The following is a 17,929-nucleotide window of genomic DNA, read 5'->3' as shown; positions in this document are numbered from 1 at the left end:
CTACAAACTCATTACACTTGCCACTCCGATGACAGAGTAACCTTCCGATCGCTGTTACCCCCAGATTTTTTTGATTCCCTTTTCTAAAGGGAAAAATCTGAGGATAAAGGCGCACGCTTCGCTTCTTCAGGTTTTCTCTGTCCTCTCCGTTCTCGTGTAAACAATTATACCCAACCTAAATTTGCATTCCTTCTATACCAATTAATCCTTCACACCAAATACTCGATCAAAATCGTCTTGTCCGCCTGTTGCAGCGGGATGCTCAGTCGGTCACCGTTCTTCAGTTCAACGCCTGAGCTTGCATCAACAGCACGGCCGGATTTCTCCAGCGTTCCGCCTGCGGTGTTGCGGATTATAATTCGATCCCCATTGCTGGGTGTAAATACATATTTCTCGGTTTCCTTCAATTCAGGGTCCAGCTGTAACAGCTGGTGCAGATGGAATCTGCCCCGGAAGGATGCCAACTTTTTATATTGCGGGTACGACTTGTCCCCGGTATTCTCATCGCGAATTTCGATAACCATCTGTCCGACAAATCCACGGTTTTTGCGTTTCAGCCAGCCTAGCAGGAACCAGACACCCACAGCTACAACGATCAAGGCGATCACGCCCAAAATAACAGACATCCATGGAAACGGCTTGTCCTGCTCGCCCGCAGGTGTCGTTGGCTGAGTTCCGCTACCGGCTGCTCCGCCCGCATTGATCGTAATTGGAGCACTTTCCCGGTAGAAGCTGTCTTCTTCTGCACGGATAACAAGCTCGTAGTTATGTTTGTCCGGCACTTCGAACGTTCCGGCGAACCCGGAGCCCGTGTTTTCGAGCGGCTGTTCTGTGCTTTTGCCTGTATCCTGATCGTTTACGACCAACGTCGCCTTCATATCGGCATACAGATCATTATCCTGCAGCGGCTGCCCTCCATTCTCCAGCTTGGCGGTCAGATCGACTTTGTCGCCCTTCGTATAGGACTTGGTCTTAATTGGGTCCACAACGAGCTGGAGATCATAGTTGAACAACAGGTTGATATCGATGCTGTCTTTCGGAGCCCCTTTTACCCGAAGTTTCCAGTCGCCTTCCTGAGGCTTGAGCAGCTTCACCAAGGAATAACTCTTGGAAGTGGAAAGCTTGGCTGCGTCAGAGTTTAGATCTACGGCCTTGCCCGAAGGATCGGTCAATTCAATCTGGACTTGTTTTGAAGACATGATCGAAATGTTGGCTTCAAGTACACTGTCGTTCGGTACGTTCACGGTAACTTCCTGATAACTGCCGTTTCCTGTAATGGAGGGCAGCTTCACGACATTCAGTTTGGCATGATCGGCGAAAATCTCACTCAGAATCTGTGGCAGATCATCCGGTGTATCTGTGATAAAAGACTTGCCTCCGGTCTGCTGAGCCAGATCTGCAAGTGCGTCCTTGTTCAGTTTGCCGTCTGCGTTCAGTCCAATCGTATAGACGGGAATCCCCTGATCCTGTGCTTCCTTGACGGCCTTTGCCAGATCCGCATCGGATTGAGACTGGGTGCGACCTTTGGTTTTGTTAAAATCGTTGTTGCCATCAGCCAGCAGCACGATCATTGGCGAGTGAGATGCGTCTGCCCCATGGTTCAGCACATTCACCGCTTCAGCCACTCCGACAGAGATATCGGTATATGGCCCTCGGCCGAGCTGATCAATAAAATCTTTCAGGCTGCTCTTGTCCGCATCGGACTGAATCTCCAGCAATGCCTTTTCCCGCTCCACCTGATCGGTGTAAGCGACAATCCCTACCTTGTCCCCCTGGACCGGCAGCATATCAATAAACATTTTCATGGCTTCATTGCTGATCTTGTCACGGTCACTTGTATTCATTGAATTACTTACATCGGCTACAAGTACCGCATCGATTCCGCTTGTCTGTGCCTGAGCCGCTGCAGCATGTGGCAGCAACGCCTGAGGTAGCAGCAGCGTTAGAAATGCCAGCAGAACCAGAGTTCCGCTGAGCCAGCGTATTTTGCTTGTCCGCAGCATTGGGTGTACTCCTTCACGTTTGAGATTAAAATGGGAATAGTTTATTATAGGCGTCAAGCCTTAAGGAAATCTTAACAGTCTACTAATAAATTCTGAAAAGCACCCCTATCTTCAGTTACAGTTTTGTAATGACTGACAAAAATCGACGAATTCATGTCAGTAGCTGGCACAAAAGTTCCAACTATGGAAATATGATATAGTTATTGCCAGCAAACTGCAATATAACGACGCTTGATCAGTAAACATTATAACTACGCATATTTTAACTATGCCTAGAAAGGAACGGATTATGGTTACATACGGATGCCTCGCCATATTGTTTCTTTTTGTCATTATAAAGGTGATTGCGTTCCTGCTTCATCGGCGCAAACCCGTTTCCCGGGAAGATGCAGATCGAACCCTCTACACTATTCTGAATGGCGAGCGTGATTGAGCATGAGCAATAAACAAGTTGTATCCATCAGACCATTTATAAGAACGACGCATGCGTTTCAAAAGTTGCGTGTCTGTAAGCGGTGCGGTCAGTATACCTGCCTGTGGGAGGATCACTGCACTGCCTGTGGACGCGGCACCCTTGCCACAGTGGAAGAACGCGCCTCTTCCCGCGTCAAACGTCGTATTGCACGCGACCTGTTTATTACGGTAATCCTTGGTGCAGCGGCCACCTATTTTGGTGGAACCATAGACCAAACGATGGCGGCGGCCAGCGTCTCCCTGCTGCTTCTGGCTGGATTGATCTTCATGCAAAAGAGATCCTTCCAGGTCGAACAGCAGCGCGAACTTAAACGCATGCTGCGTCTGGATGAGGAAGCGATACGCCAAGGCATTAACCGGAATTGGGCTCTTGTCGCAGAAGCGCGCAAACAGGATGAAGCGTTAGCCTATGAAATGCTCAGGGAGATCGGTTCACTCGTCTATAACGACCGGATTCGTCTGCAGCAGGTTGCGCTGCTGCAATCCTTCGTGCTGCGCAGTGATATGGACCTGCAGCTCAAACCTCTGCTGCTACGCAGCTTCGAGCGGCTGCTCGCTGAATATATCGGTGAAATCGCACGACTGAAGCCCGAATTGGTCCGTGAAGATGCGATCCGTTATATCGCCACGTACGAAGTGAATATTTTGCAGCTGCACAACGGGATCCAGATTCTGACGGCTGTAGCCGCCGCTGCTGTACGCAAAAGTAAATATATTGAGTCGTTCCCAAGTCTTATTACCCGCTACGCCCGCTTTATGCCCAAAGATCGGTTTATGCGGCTCTATCGAACTCTGGAGCTGTATCCTGGTAAGGCACGCGGTGGTCTGGCGGAGTCGGTTGGTCGGGTGTATAACGAGAAATATCGGGATTCGTACGCAGATGTTCGTGTATAGAGCTGATGTATATGGACTCGAAATGTAAATTAGTGCAAACTCAATCCCTGTATATAGACGAACCAAACTTCGTTTACCCCTGCATGCGTACTGGATTCACGCGTGACATTGTATCGTTTTTATCATATAAGCTTCGACGAAAAAACACCCCATCCTTAGGTCTAGGATGAGGTGTTTTGATATTTGGAAAATGTATGGCATTCTTCCAAATTACTTACCATAGGTTTTATCGTTATTACCGCCCACGACGAGAATCGCGGCGGTCGCTCTTGGCTGGCCCACGTCCTGCGGAGTCCGGTCGGCGTGAACCTTCACTGCTGCGCCCGGAGCTGCGTTTGTCGGCGCTACGGCCGCCCCAGCCACTGCTGCGCTCATCGCCGCTGCGACCTGCACCACGCCCGCCTTGGCCCGCTGCACCGCGACTGCTGTCGCTGCTGCGCGCGGAACCACGGCCTGCGCTGCGCTCGTCGCCACTGCGGCCGCCACTACGACCACCGCTGCGTCCACCTTCGCCGCCACGGGAACCACCACGACCGCCACGTCCGCCTTCGCTGCGGCCGGTACGACCTGCGCCGCGACGGGCACTGCCTGTCCCAGCGGAGCGTCCTCCAGAACGTTCTTCATCACCCTGACTGTTGATGGAACGTCTATTTGCTCCAGTTGATGCTACCGGACCTTCACTTGTCCACTGGATACGGGACAGCTTCTGATTGGTGCCTTCCTCAATACGAGCAAGCTCCGGTCTGTCGTGCTGTGTTGCAAATGTCACGGCAAGGCCCGTGCCGCCAGCACGACCCGTACGGCCGATCCGGTGGATATAGCTTTCCGCATCATGCGGCATATCGTAGTTAAATACATGCGTTACGCCTTCAACATCCAGTCCGCGTGCGGCAACATCCGTAGCAACGAGGATTTGCAATTTCGCATCGCGGAATGCTTTCATTACGTTCTCACGCTTGGATTGAGACAAATCACCATGAAGTTCATCGCTCGCATAACCTGCTTCACGCAGATCCTCATTCAGCTTGGATGCACGGCGCTTGGTCCGGCAGAAAACAATCGCCAGGTACGGGCGATACGTATCAATCATGCCGCGAAGTGCCTCAAGTTTGCCACGATCCGTGCACTCCAGCACCTGCTGGCGAATCTGATTGATCGGAATCACGGACTTGGAGGATACCTTCACATCCTCCGGGTCTTTCATGTAGTTCTTCGCCAGGTTGCGAATGCCTTTCGGCATCGTTGCCGAGAACAGCATCGTCTGACGTTTGTGTGGCAGTTCACTAAGAATGGTCTCAACATCATCCAGAAAGCCCATGTGCAGCATTTGGTCGGCTTCATCTAATACGAGTTTTTTAACATTATCCAGCTTCAACGTGCCACGACGCAGATGGTCCAGGAGACGTCCCGGCGTACCAATCACGATCTGTGTGCCGTTTTGCAGTTTGCGCAGCTGTTTGTCCACATCTTGTCCGCCGTATACCGCGAGAACATGCAACTTATCGTCGTTTGCAGTCAGCTTCTTCGCTTCTTCCGTAATTTGCAGCGCCAGCTCCCGCGTAGGGGCAATAATCAGTGCTTGCGGCGAGCGGTCGGATACGTTAATTTTCTGAATAATCGGCAGCAAAAAAGCCAGCGTTTTCCCTGTTCCCGTCTGTGCCTCAGCAATAATATCGCGCCCACCCAGCAATACCGGAATCGAACGCTCCTGTACCGGAGTCGGCACGGCGATACCCTGATGTTTCAGGATCTCGCACCATTCCGGGCGAATGCCCAGTTGTTCAAAGTTTGCCAATCGTTACACCTCTGTATATTCATTTAGATAAGTCCATTTCATAATTGCTTTCACTTGGCTTCAATCAAGACTAGTTTTCCGTATATCAATCATGATTATGAAATGAATTTTTTAAAAAGCAATCGGTCCGTTGCTCTTCTTCTCCATACCCTGTAGTTTACACGTTAGTCAAGCAAAACAAAAGGGGATCGGGCGTTACTTTCCTGCATTTGTCCACAAATGTCCCGGATCGTTGTGTTTAAAGCGTTAACGAATCATACAGACCTTATACCGCAATCATGACACTCTAAGGAATTGTAACGAACTTCAGCCCTGCTATTCCGGCTAGATTTAGCGAAAAAATACAGATAGCGGGCATTTAAATCGCCTACGGTTCGTTAGAATATCGGAAGCTTGAAATTACAGGCAATAGGACTTGTTAGGGGTCCTTAGACCTCAACTAATTATACCCTATAACAAAAAAGGGCCATCCCTGTCATGATCCATCATGACTTACAGGACAGCACCTTTTATCATCTATCAATGTTACTCATTTGGATTCAACTATAGCCCAGCCCTATTAAATTACGAACTGTGCCCTTGCACCGTGGCAAATCCACTTTTTTCAAGCAAACGAGAGCTTTCCTCGTTCAGTCCGCGCAGATGTACCGTTTTGCCCAGCTTGGCATATTTGAATTTAACTTTACCAATGGCAACAACCGCCGTGTTATCCCAAATATGTGAGCCACCAAAATCAATTGTGATTTCCTGCGGATCAGCCTCAGCATTGAACTCATCGACGAAGCGGGAAGATGAACCGAAGAAGAACGGTCCGTGGACACGGTACACCTTCTGCCCCTGCTCCTCATTTGCCTGCACACGAATCTTGGTCTGTTTCCAACCAAAATGAAGCACACTAAGAACAACGCCGACCATCACACCAATAGACAGATCGTGGGTATACACTACAATAGCAACTGTGACTACCATAACAAAGGCTTCCGCACGTGGCACACGCGCAACGTTCTTGATGGAACTCCAGTCAAACGTACCGATGCACACCATAAACATCACACCTACGAGCGCGCCCATTGGCACCTCTTTCACCACACCGCTAAGCAATAACAACAATATGGCCAGAAAAGCGCCAGCCGTAAATGTGGATAATCGACCTCGACCACCAGATTTCACATTAATAACCGACTGTCCAATCATCGCGCAGCCACCCATGCCACCGAAAAGGCCATTAACAAAGTTGGCAATCCCCTGACCACGTACTTCACGGTTTTTGCTGCTCTTGGTATCGGTCATTTCATCCACAATCGTTGCAGTCAGCAAAGATTCCAGCAAACCTACCAGAGCCATCGTGAACGAATAAGGCAGAAGGATCATTAGCGTATTGAGAGACCAGTCGATATTCGGCAGATGGAACATAGGCAGGGTACTCGTGAGATTCCCCATATCTCCTACCGTTTTGACGTCCAGATTTAATAGCGCCGTAATGATCGTCATGATCACAATGGCAATCAGTGGAGCCGGAACACTTTTGAAAAACCGTGGCAAAATATAAATGATCGCAAGCGTACCCGCTACCATCGCATACATGATCCAGTTCGCACCTGTGAAATGGGTTAGTTGAGCCATAAAGATGAGAATCGCCAGTGCGTTCACAAACCCGGTCAGTACCGAATGAGGCACAAATGTGATAAACCGACCAACCTTGAAAATTCCCAGAATAAACTGGATTATACCTGTCAGAATTGTAGCGGCAAACAGATATTCCACGCCATAATCCTTGACAAGTCCCACCATCAGTACCGCCATAGCGCCCGTTGCTGCCGAGATCATGCCCGGTCTTCCGCCCGCAATCGAGATCACGATGGCAATCGTAATTGAAGCATACAATCCCACCATCGGATCGACACCCGCAATGATCGAGAAGGCAATGGCTTCCGGAATAAGCGCCAGCGCTACCGTAATACCTGCTAGCACGTCCCCGCGAATGTTACCAAACCATTGTTGTTTTAAAGTATTCATATCGTCCTTTGCCGGTCCTCCTACGTATTTAAACTCAAATTTGACTTATCTCCTGAACGGCAATGGAATGGTTCGTCACTGAGCAACTACAACAAACAACACAAAACAGCGGAATACCCTCCCGCAAAAATGTGTCTATATAAGTTGAAAACATGTTGGATTGCCCATGATCCGAATAAGTTATCCGATACCATGTCTGAACATGTCTCATCCGTTCCAGTGTGCACCTCTTATTTCCACTACAACATTCAGGTGTCTTGCTTTCGAGGCATCGTGAGCCAATCACAAGTTCTCTAGGTTTTCCCCTCTCAGAAAAACCGGGTCCGTTAATGTACTGACCTATTATTATAGTCCCAGTGTCTCTTCTACACGAACAGAGTATGTATCCGTAATTGGTATATTATCTTGTATTATCTCGTATTTATATAAAATATCTCAGTTATGCTCTGTTTATCTTGTTTAAATATTACCTGTCCATGCCCAAACAAAAAAAGCCGCTAATGCTCCCCTGACAGGAAGCGTTAACGACTCTCTTGATTACGTCTATACTTAAAATCTCCCCGATTTAAATATCGAATAAAGCAGGAAGGCCACCATCAGAATGGCTACCAGAAAACCGATCTCAATGACCGGAATATCCCACAGCATGGTTGATTGATGACTGATCGAAGAACCGATGATCAATCCAACCATAATGATACAAAATGCGAGCAGTACAATACTAAAAGACAGCCGATTACTGATCTGGTCCATTCTGCGCATGAGCGCATCCAGTTCGGGGACACTGATCTCCAACCTCAGCTTACCTTTGCTAATAATAGAAGACAATTGCCTTAACTGCCCTGGCAGACCCATGACACTTTCGGCCATATCCGCAGCACTGCGGAACAGACGATTCTTGATCCTCCCAGGATTGAAGCGTTCCTTGATCAGCTTTCGACCAAATGGTTCTGCCATATCCACGATACTCAAGGAAGGATCGAGATGTTCGATGACACCTTCCATCGTGAGCAGCGATTTCCCTAACAGCAGAATGTCGGCAGGCATCACAACCCGATGTCGCTGAGCCACGCCGAACAGATCATTCAATGCTTGACCCACACTGATTTTGGAAAAGGGAATATCGTAGTATTTGCTGCGCAGCTTGTCCAGATCGCTATGAAGCCCTCGCAGATCCATATCATCCGGCATCATACCCAGCTTCTCAATCGCACGGATCATGCTGTCCGTATCTTTGCGCATCAATCCAATAATGAGCGAAGCCAGGTGCTGCTTCATCTCATCACTCAGACTGCCTACCATGCCAAAGTCAATAAAGGCAAGCCTGCCATCCTTCAGAACCATCAGATTACCCGGATGTGGATCGGCATGAAAGAATCCATGAATGAAGATCTGATTCAACAACGAATCCACCAGTCGCTGCGCAATGTTATTCAGATCATGCCCACGTTTAATCAACTCGTCACGGTCATTGAGCTTGATGCCTTCGATGTACTCCATGGTGAGCACACGAGAAGAAGTTTGATCCCAATAGATCAGTGGTATTTTCACTTTGCTATCCTGCTGATATTGCTGTGCAATCTTTTCCGTATTACGACCCTCGACGGTATAATCCAGCTCGGCCATCAATGCCTGAGCGTACTCTTCTACCATTTGCGGGATCTGATATTGCTTCACCCAATCCCAGCGTTTCTCCGCCATCGCTGTCAATTCTCGTAAAATATCTAGATCGCGCTGAACGATACGCGATATGCCGGGCCGCTGAATCTTAATAGCTACGGCCTCACCGCTTCGGAGTTTACCCAGATGCACCTGTCCAATACTAGCCGCAGCCACAGGGGTATCCTCGAACCGGGAAAAGATCTCCTCCAGCGGTGTATCCAATTCCTGTTCCAAAATACCCCGTGCCGTCTCCGAGGAAAACGGCGGGACCTGATCCTGCAGCTTCACCAATTCCCGGATCACAGACTCGGGCAACAAGTCTGCCCTTGTGCTTGCCAGTTGCCCCAGCTTAACGAAAGCCGGCCCCAGCTCCTGCAGCACGAGTCGTATGCGTTCACTCAGCGTCTTGGTCGTGTGGGCTTCACGCGACATCCACCGCCGGGGGATGGCCAGCAGCTGGAACAAACCCAGCTCCTCGACCATATAACCGAAGCCATGACGCACCAGCGCCATGGCAATTTCCCGGTATCTGCCGACATGTTTGATTCGCACAGCCATCTACTCGATCTCGTTTCCTTTGAGAGGAGGAACTTCAAGTGGAGCTGGGGATACATCAGGTTGAAGCTGTGGTGTGTGACCCAGTTCCGCAAGCTTTTTCTCAAGGACGGCAACACGCTGTTCCAAACTGGTTACATCACTCTCGGATGGAACGCCCACTTCCTGAAGGACGCGCTTGACCTGTTCGTGAATCATTCTTTTGAACTGGCCCTGCTCTTCATCGCCCCGTTCCATCAGGCGTTCAACCAACGCTTTGGATTCACCAGGCGCCAGTTCCCCGCGCTTGACCAGATCATCCACGGTTTTCTCAATTTTCTCCTTACTTACAACAGTAAGACCGAGCCCTAACGAGATTGCCTTTTTGAACAAATCGCTCATTCTTGTCATCCTCCTCTTCGTTGATCTCTATAGTATACCCCTAATCAGCTGCTCACAAAAGAAACGGTACGGCTATACGTAGCGCGCAGCCCATTTTCCTGCCTGCAGAATTAACTGACGATAGGTTTCATGGGCAAAAGATGGTACATGATGTCCTGGCATCAAGTAAACAATGCGTCCAAGACCATATCTATGCGCCCAAGCTGCGGGCTTCGGCCCTTCTTCGGATTGATACTCCAGCAGAATTTTCGTTTCGGCAAATGAACCGAACTCGAACTGATAAGGCTCTTCCTCCATCGTAAATCGGGAAATGCCTTCCGTCACTGGATGGCTCTCTGCCGTTACTGTGAACTCTAGTGGGGCATAAGGTGGATGATGCAGGAATTTGGCACCGATCATCTGCTTCAGCTCATAACGATTTTGGAGCGAAATTCCGTTATGTATAATGACCAGTCCACCTCCATTACTAACATAGGACAATAAGCCTGCTGTCTGCTGTGGAGAGACTTTCCCCTTCCAATCATCCATGTAACAGATACACACATCAAATCCGGTTATATTTTCTTGCAGCAGCATGTTGCGATTCTCACTGCACTGCACAGTCATAGTATCGTGAAAAATCCGACTAATTTCCGCATCCACACCTTGCAGCGGATGCCAGTCCGGATGAGTATAATCACCAAGTAATAACGCTTTTTTACGATGATCCATCAATAAAAACTCCTTTCAAATTACCTCTAACAGAATTACCAAGGAAGGGTATCGCCCTTGTAATCTACATACGCGGGCTGATCGCCCATGAACTCCTTATGGCGATCGATGAGTGCTGTGATATGCTGAGCCGATTGATCTGGCGTAAGGTCTGCATCGGTATTCAATTCCCCGCTCATATAACTCTGTACCCAACCGGGATGTATCAGCATCACTTGCCCACCCTCATTCTTCAGACCATTATGCACAAGACGGGCCTGCATGTTTAACGCAGATTTGGACATACAATAGGCAAACCATCCATCCCGGCTGCACTGCTCAATACTGCCTGCCTCCGAAGATATATCGACGATCAGCTTGTTTGTCCCTTGAAGAAGGAGGGGCAACAGGGCATGAGTCACACGTAATGTCCCCAAGGTATTTACGTTGAATACTTCTGCCATCTCCGCCATATTTAACGGTCCGCGGATATGATCCGTAATACTTCCTAGTATAGCCGCATTATTGATAAGCATATCCAAATGCTCTGTATCCAGCTTAAGTGTCTCCGTGAACAAAGCTACGGACAGATCATCCGCAATGTCCAGTTCGATGACGCGTAAATGTTTTGGATAGGCATCCGTCAGAAGACGAATTCCTTCTGACTCTTCCATGTCCAACCCTGCCGCATAAACGATATAACCTCTCTTCAGCATTTGTGCCGTAAGAGCTAACCCCAGTCCCCGGGCCGCCCCGGTTACACATACGGTTTTCATCATGCTGTCCCTCCCCCACAAGCTTAATCTGTCTTTAATTCATTCCACATTATTATCCAAAAACCTTTAATTTTGAATGGGTACAACTAACTTCATGACCAAAGTCTCAGGTGAATTCCCTTGAATCAGATTCATTCAGCTTATAGAAAATGAACCGATCACAGAGACAAGCAACAAAAAAAGTTCTGATCCATATATCGGATCAGAACCGGGAACAACTTGGCATCTTAAATGCGTTTCATTCAACGCTTAATATGACTCCAGGCGGGATCACATATTATTGCAGCAGTTGAGCCTTGTCCGCAGATCGGGCAGCGTAATAACGCCCCAGTTCAACGATTAGTGCCCCCATCTTCTCATCCTCCGGGACTACGAGCGCCTCAATACCTTCTTCACGCATCGCGTTTGCCGTAACCCTGCCCACCGAAGCAGGCACTACGCCTTGCCGGAAGGCTTCCTGCATGGATTCGAGCTTGCCCTTTGACGCCGCGTATTCAACCAAAAACCGCACTTGCGGCCCACTTGTAAACGCGACAGCATGCACCTCATGCTGCAAAATTTCATTCAACAACTGTTCCAGTTCGCTCTCTTCGGGCGGGACGTGACGATAAGGAAGCACCTGACGTACTTGAGCCCCTTGTTCCTCCAGCCACCCGACCAACTTGGGCGCAGTTTCCCCATGCAGTTGCAACATGACCTTCTGTCCCTTAAGTTCATGAGGCGCAAATTCACGAATCAGCCCGTCTGTGCTGCCATCATCATCCCGCACCAGCGGGGTCAGTTTACGTTTTCGGAGTGCATTGACTGTTTTGTACCCTCTTGCTGCAATCAAGGATTCCGATAATACGTCCAGCAATTGATCAGCAATCTCCATATCCTCAGCCATATCAAAAATAGCGTCCAATCCCATACCCGTGGTTAATACCGTCCAGTCTGGCGGGTCGGATATCCAGGATACCAGACCATCTCGAATATTACGATCGTCCAGAAAAACAGTTCCCTGTGCAGGTCGGACTAGTGGAATCCCGCCCATTTTCTCAACCAGCAAAGACATCTCTTTGGATTTTCGTGGTCCTGTCAATGCTACGCGTATACCTGCCAAATGTTGAGCCATCCATGTTCCCCCCCGTTAATTCAGCCGAAAGTCATCAGTCTGACTACAGTATACAGGGTACTTCTATGGAGGGAAACCGAGTTTCCCCTCTTTTCGGCGGTTCATCTATAACGATTTTTGATGGGATATATCAGGAAGGCTGTAGTTCTCCACCCTGATGTCCATCACGTTTACTTTTGTCAGGCTCATCTCGTTCCTGTGATGCTTTCCCTTGTTTATCCTCTTTTGGTTGCTGCTTTTGGTTCTGGTCATCCGTTGCTCGGCGATTTTTCGCACCTTTTTTGCGAGGACGCAGGAACACGAAAAGTATGATGGGAAACAATATCTCGAACACAATCCCAATCCATGTCCATTCTCGTGTAAAACGAAAGAGCTGAACCGCGTTTTTGAAAAACCAGAAACTACACACGTAACCAACCAAAGCCACGGGTCCTGTCATCACTTTACCCGAAACTTTTGGAATCATTCGTTTCAGTCCCCAACAGACAAAATACAGATCAAATGCGATCTTTGTAATTAACGTAGGTAGCGTTACCGCTGCTAGTGCAAGGTCAAACCGATCAAGGAAATCACTGATTTGTAGTTGCCTTGCAAGCTCATAGGAGGGATATACCAGTCTGGATGCAATGGGTACACCCACAGCCAAGATGGTTTCGATGACAATCAGCATCATTAACAGGGCCGCGATCGTAATCCCCCACATAACCGACTTGAATCGAAAATCACTGCCTTTGATTACAAAGGGGATTGCAATCATCTCACCAAAAAAGGAAAATATGTACCAACTCCCCTTGCCAACTCCAGCAACATCGATGTCAAAATACGGCATGAGATTATCCATGTTTATTTGCTGAATGAGCATAAACGGCAAAATCAATGAATTCAGCACAAACAGAGTAACATACAGTTCGGACATCCCTATTAAGGACCCCAACCCACCCCTCACGATAAAAACAACCATGACCAGCAGGGTCAATACAATTATGGAAATGGGAGTCGTCTCCAGCAAGGTAATGCTTACATAGTCACCGATTAACCGGATATCACGGGCGAAAATAAAGAGAAAAAACAGGATATACAACGCACCTGTCACACGACCCAAAAAGGGAAAACGCTCTACTAGAGATTCAAACAAATCCCGATCGGGGAACCGTCGCTGAACACGGCTTAACATCCATAGTGATACCACCATGACAAGAAACACAGGGATATAAGATAAATACGCGTGCTGTTCAGCATAAAAAATGGCTTGTGCATGGGGCTGCATCAACGTGCCTGTAATACTGAGCAGCATGATGAGCAGCACCAACTGACGATTGGTCACTTTTTGATTCATGGAATACCTCCTTTCTGTCTTAATGCTTCAAAATTCGTTGAAAAGCCTTACGGTAACGGTAGCCAACGTTGAATTAACTGGGTAAGCCATGCCGACACAAAGACGGTTTTGCTCAAGTTAGTCACATAGAACCAAATCCCGGCGCTAATGGCGATTAGTCCGTAGGATAACCACCGATTAATGGCCGCTGCCTGCTTCACATGTTTGAAGTCCATGATGATTACGGCAATAACCATACCCAAATAAGTGAACAACAGCGGCTTAATCATGGACAATATCCTCCTCTTGTAATCCAATCGGTTTATTGATAACCCCTACATTTTCAATTATGATGTGTGGTTCAACAATGACCTTTACATCCGGATAGATATCATCCCACCGATCCCTTATTTTTTTCCATTCCCGAGGAAGCTGCTGATGAATGGAACGACCCAGACCCAAAATATCCGCAGGATATTGTTTTTGAATCAACCTAACCCCTTCCTTAATGTCATCTTCAATTTTCTGGTGAAGGACCTGAGTAAGGCTCTGCATCTCCTGGTCTCGCAAATCTCCATAATTGGATTCGTTATCTACCATGACTCCCTTCGCATACAACTCGATCGTCACCGTGACTTTTCCGTTTTCAACATGAGGATGCAAGGATGAGTTATTCTCGTTTAGTTTAATGAACACATCACCTTTTCCACGCGGAGCCTTTACCATCACTTCCGGCTCATTGGCTTCACCCATGGCTAAAATAAGCGCATCAGCGGGAGCTTTCTCAATCATGCCTACCAGTTTGTCCTTCTTGAAAATAGCGATCCCATCTAACTTGATATTCGTCTTAACGTCCTTCCAGTTACTCGGCACATTATCAGCAGTCGAAGCAACTGGTAGAAATGGATCTACTCCTTCGGAAAGAATTGCATCCGTAAATGTCTTGAGTGAACGTGGTCTGCGCATATTCAGGAAACACAGCTCGCGTACCATTTCGGAAGGGAATTTTTCAATTGGCGCATCGGTATCCAGCACTTTGTAAGCAGATCCTTTGGTAACAATTGGTAGAGCAGAGAGTCGGTTAAGCGGGTAACGCGTAAGTAAGTCCAGCATGGGAGCAACGCCTTCACGTGCAAGCTCTTCTCCGATCAGCATGGTACGTCGATGTGCATAATAAAGCTCACGGGAAAGTGCCTTTTGGCCTTCAATAGAAGTCCCGCGCAAGGTTTTGGCTGTATTGGATAACATGAACCACGATTTGTCGCCACTTGTGCCCCCACCACCACCTTCACTTCCAGAGGAACCGGACTGGCCGGGAAGGGCAATTTGCAGACTGGTTCTGTAATTATCCTCTTCCTTGTCGATGGCGAGACCAATGACAAAAGCGATATCATTAATCTCCTTCCGATCCCAGCAACCTGATATGAAAATAGTACATAGGAGCAGTATGGCTACCGCCCGTCGTTTACGGATGAGAACCATGTGCTCACCACCCTTCTTCTGCTTCAGGCGAACCGTTGATCTTTTCATTCATCCGCTGCTGGTCACGATGAACCGTTGAAGGACGATGAATCATCTTCCACCATGGTGTACGAATAACAATATCCTTGGTATCCGTCTTGCTATAGGGGCTGAGACCTGACAGATAAGGTACTCCAAAAGAGGTCATTTGCGTTAGATGTACCGAGATCAGCACTAGTCCGATTACAATGCCGTATAAACCAAGCGCTCCGGCAAGCAGCATAATGGGAAAACGCAGTAAACGTACCGTAATGGCAAAGTTAAAACGAGGAATCGTGAAAGACGCAATGCCTGTCATGGATACGATAATAACCATGGGAGCAGAGACGATTCCCGCCTGAACCGCTGCCTGTCCAATCACAAGTGCCCCCAAAATACTGACGGCCTGACCTACCGTTTTGGGTAACCTGACCCCCGCTTCTCGCAAAGCCTCGAATGATAGCTCCATAATGAGGGCTTCAACCAGTGCAGGAAATGGAATGGCCTCTCTTGCCCCGGCAATACTCAGAATCAGCGTGGTAGGCAACATATCCTGATGGAAGGTTGTAATGGCGATATAGAGTGCAGGCAGAAATAGAGCAATAGCTACAAACAAAAACCGAATCCACCGCACCAGATTGCTGATAAAGAACCGTTCGTAATAATCCTCACTGGCCTGAAGCATCTGCCACATGGTTACTGGGGCAATAAGGACAAACGGACTACCATCCACAAAGATGGCAAATCGCCCTTCCAGCAAGTTGCCCGCCACTGTATCCGGACGTTCGGTATAATGCATCTGCGGAAAAGGGGAATACGGATGATCTTCTATCAATTCCTCAATATAACCAGACTCAAGAATCCCATCGATTTTGATCTTGTTGAGGCGTTTTTTGACATCCTTAATCAGCTTGGGATCAGCAATATCGCTGATGTAGGTCAATACGACATTGGTTTTGGTCTCGGTCCCAATCGTCATGCTTAACATCTTAAGTGCAGGTGTTTTCAGCTTGAAACGAAGCAGAGCTGTGTTCACGCGTAATGTCTCGGTGAAGCCTTCGCGTGGTCCTCGGATAACCGACTCGGTCTGGGGTTCCTCGACGCCGCGCCGCATGCCGCCCTTGACGTTGAATAGCCAAGCCTCCTTGCTTCCGTTGACCAACAGAAGTGCAGAGGATTCCAACACCCCATCCGCTGCGTCTGCCCAGGTATCCACTTTCTTCACCTGCGTCAGGGCGATTCGTGTATCATCCAGAGGAGCTGCAGGTTCATCGGTGCGTTGCTCGATCAGACCACGAATTAGAGGCCGGAGCATATGATCCTGAATATCCGTCGAATTCACGATGCCTTCGATGTACACCAGCAGTCCTTCCACTTCAGGTGAAATCTTGACATTGCGGAAGATCACATCCGAGCAATCCGAGAAAATGTCTTCCAGTGCCAACATATGGCTTTCATGTGAAAGGCCTATCGGTTGCCTCAGAATAGGGGGAGACGGCAGCCCTAAGGGGATGTGTTTCTTCTTTTCTGAATCCTTGGAACCATCTTTCCCTGATGTTTTGTCCGCCATATGCCGCCCCTCCGTTCCTGTTTTTTTATACAAGGTAGCTTGTGCCAGAGCGCGCAGAATTATGTGGTCTTTTTATAAAATTTCCAATGGCTTCTTCATTTCAGACAACAAAAAAGGCCTCTGTATGAATTACAGAGACCTTTGGGGCTTCATCAAAAAGTTTGCATCAAATCTTCATTCACTTAATTGATACTCTTGTCCACTTCTTTAATCATTTCCTGAATGGATTCCAAACCACCGCCAGACAAGTACCAGTAATCCGGGTCAAGATAAACAATGTGTCCGTCTTTATAAGCAGTCGTATTTTTGACCAAATCATTCTCGACCACCCGTTTGGCAGGCGTTGCCTCACCACTGCCTGCAACCACTGCACTCCGATCTACCACGAACAGATAATCCGGATTTTTCTCCATAACATATTCGAATGAAACGCTTTGTCCATGGGTCGACACTTCAATATTTGCATCTGCCGGAGTAAAACCGAACACATCATGAATGATACCAAATCGGGAACCTGCACCATAAGCACTCAATTTGCCTTCGTTCGTCAGAACAACCAGTGCATTCTTTCCAGCAGCCGTTACTTTATCATTTAAAGCTTTAACAGAGGTATCAATGGATGCCAGTGCCTCTTCTGCTTCTTTTTCTTTACCAAAGATCTCTCCAAGTGTCTTCACATTGGAAGTCAGGGAGTTCATATAATCTTCCGTGTCTACCGCCATATAAATGGTCGGTGCAATCTTGCTCAGCTCTTCATAGGAGTCTTGCAGTCGTCCTGAGATGATAATCAGGTCAGGCTTCAGAGCATTTACTTTCTCAAAATCAGCCTCTTTCAAACCGCCAACATTGGCGTACTTTGCATCGTTATACTTTTCCAGATAAGAGGGAACTCCCTCCTGAGGTACACCGGCAACCTCTACCCCAAGCTGATCCAATGTATCCAGCACACCATAGTCGAATATAACCACTTTCTCCGGATTCTTCTTCACTGTTGTTTCGCCAAGTTTATGTTTAATGACGACTTCATCATTGGACTGATCTGCTGCTGCATTCGCTTCTGATCCTGTGCCACTGCTGGCACCTGTATTTTCTGCTGTTTTACTTCCACCGCAAGCTGCCAGAACAACCGACAACACCACAAGCAACGTAAACAACCAACCCTTTTTCATAAATAGACACCTCTC

The 17,929-nt window shown here is 48.1% G+C and carries 15 protein-coding genes; 2 read left to right on the top strand and 13 right to left on the bottom strand.

Features of this window, described 5'->3' with window-relative positions; all coding sequences use genetic code 11:
- Positions 1-209: 209 nt before the first annotated feature.
- Positions 210-2,003: a vWA domain-containing protein gene (locus gpAD87_RS26755; protein WP_064641830.1), complete on the bottom strand. Its 1,794-nt coding sequence runs from the start codon at positions 2,001-2,003 to the stop codon at positions 210-212.
- Positions 2,004-2,292: 289 nt separating this feature from the next.
- Here gpAD87_RS26755 and gpAD87_RS32340 point away from each other — a divergent pair, with 289 nt between their 5' ends.
- Positions 2,293-2,436 (top strand): hypothetical protein, encoded by a 144-nt coding sequence (locus gpAD87_RS32340; RefSeq protein ID WP_167434777.1) that lies wholly within the window; start codon positions 2,293-2,295, stop codon positions 2,434-2,436.
- Between the two features lie 2 nt (positions 2,437-2,438).
- Positions 2,439-3,371, top strand: coding sequence for a hypothetical protein (locus tag gpAD87_RS26750; RefSeq protein WP_064641829.1), 933 nt, complete (start codon positions 2,439-2,441; stop codon positions 3,369-3,371).
- Between the two features lie 235 nt (positions 3,372-3,606).
- Here gpAD87_RS26750 and gpAD87_RS26745 read toward each other — a convergent pair whose 3' ends face one another.
- The 12 genes from gpAD87_RS26745 to gpAD87_RS26690 form a co-directional block, all read right to left on the bottom strand.
- Positions 3,607-5,166, bottom strand: coding sequence for a DEAD/DEAH box helicase (locus gpAD87_RS26745; protein ID WP_064641828.1), 1,560 nt, complete (start codon positions 5,164-5,166; stop codon positions 3,607-3,609).
- A gap of 564 nt (positions 5,167-5,730) precedes the next feature.
- Positions 5,731-7,182: a SulP family inorganic anion transporter gene (locus tag gpAD87_RS26740; protein ID WP_064641827.1), complete on the bottom strand. Its 1,452-nt coding sequence runs from the start codon at positions 7,180-7,182 to the stop codon at positions 5,731-5,733.
- A gap of 549 nt (positions 7,183-7,731) precedes the next feature.
- A complete protein-coding gene (locus gpAD87_RS26735) occupies positions 7,732-9,402 on the bottom strand; it encodes an ABC1 kinase family protein (RefSeq protein WP_064641826.1) in 1,671 nt (556 codons plus the stop codon).
- Positions 9,403-9,780, bottom strand: a complete 378-nt coding sequence (locus gpAD87_RS26730; protein WP_053782782.1) for a phasin family protein — start codon at positions 9,778-9,780, stop codon at positions 9,403-9,405.
- A 72-nt stretch (positions 9,781-9,852) separates the two neighbouring features.
- Positions 9,853-10,491, bottom strand: coding sequence for a ThuA domain-containing protein (locus gpAD87_RS26725; protein ID WP_064641825.1), 639 nt, complete (start codon positions 10,489-10,491; stop codon positions 9,853-9,855).
- A 35-nt stretch (positions 10,492-10,526) separates the two neighbouring features.
- A complete protein-coding gene (locus gpAD87_RS26720) occupies positions 10,527-11,249 on the bottom strand; it encodes an SDR family oxidoreductase (protein WP_231952874.1) in 723 nt (240 codons plus the stop codon).
- Positions 11,250-11,523: 274 nt separating this feature from the next.
- Positions 11,524-12,360, bottom strand: coding sequence for a uroporphyrinogen-III synthase (locus tag gpAD87_RS26715; protein WP_064641824.1), 837 nt, complete (start codon positions 12,358-12,360; stop codon positions 11,524-11,526).
- A gap of 130 nt (positions 12,361-12,490) precedes the next feature.
- The gene (locus tag gpAD87_RS26710) at positions 12,491-13,696 is read right to left on the bottom strand and encodes a GerAB/ArcD/ProY family transporter (protein ID WP_064641823.1); all 1,206 of its coding nucleotides are present in this window, start codon (positions 13,694-13,696) and stop codon (positions 12,491-12,493) included.
- 47 nt (positions 13,697-13,743) lie between these two features.
- Positions 13,744-13,965, bottom strand: a complete 222-nt coding sequence (locus gpAD87_RS26705; protein ID WP_064641822.1) for a hypothetical protein — start codon at positions 13,963-13,965, stop codon at positions 13,744-13,746.
- Positions 13,958-15,205 (bottom strand): Ger(x)C family spore germination protein, encoded by a 1,248-nt coding sequence (locus gpAD87_RS26700; protein ID WP_082935366.1) that lies wholly within the window; start codon positions 15,203-15,205, stop codon positions 13,958-13,960. The genes gpAD87_RS26705 and gpAD87_RS26700 overlap by 8 nt, the downstream gene beginning before the upstream one ends.
- Positions 15,162-16,622: a spore germination protein gene (locus gpAD87_RS26695; RefSeq protein ID WP_231952873.1), complete on the bottom strand. Its 1,461-nt coding sequence runs from the start codon at positions 16,620-16,622 to the stop codon at positions 15,162-15,164. Before gpAD87_RS26695 ends, gpAD87_RS26700 begins: the two co-directional genes overlap by 44 nt.
- A gap of 305 nt (positions 16,623-16,927) precedes the next feature.
- Positions 16,928-17,914: a siderophore ABC transporter substrate-binding protein gene (locus gpAD87_RS26690; protein WP_064641819.1), complete on the bottom strand. Its 987-nt coding sequence runs from the start codon at positions 17,912-17,914 to the stop codon at positions 16,928-16,930.
- Between the last annotated feature and the right edge of the window lie 15 nt (positions 17,915-17,929).

The organism is Paenibacillus sp. AD87, from assembly GCF_001659845.1.
Lineage (GTDB): Bacteria > Bacillota > Bacilli > Paenibacillales > Paenibacillaceae > Paenibacillus > Paenibacillus marchantiae.
This window is presented reverse-complemented; position numbering and strand designations above follow the sequence as displayed.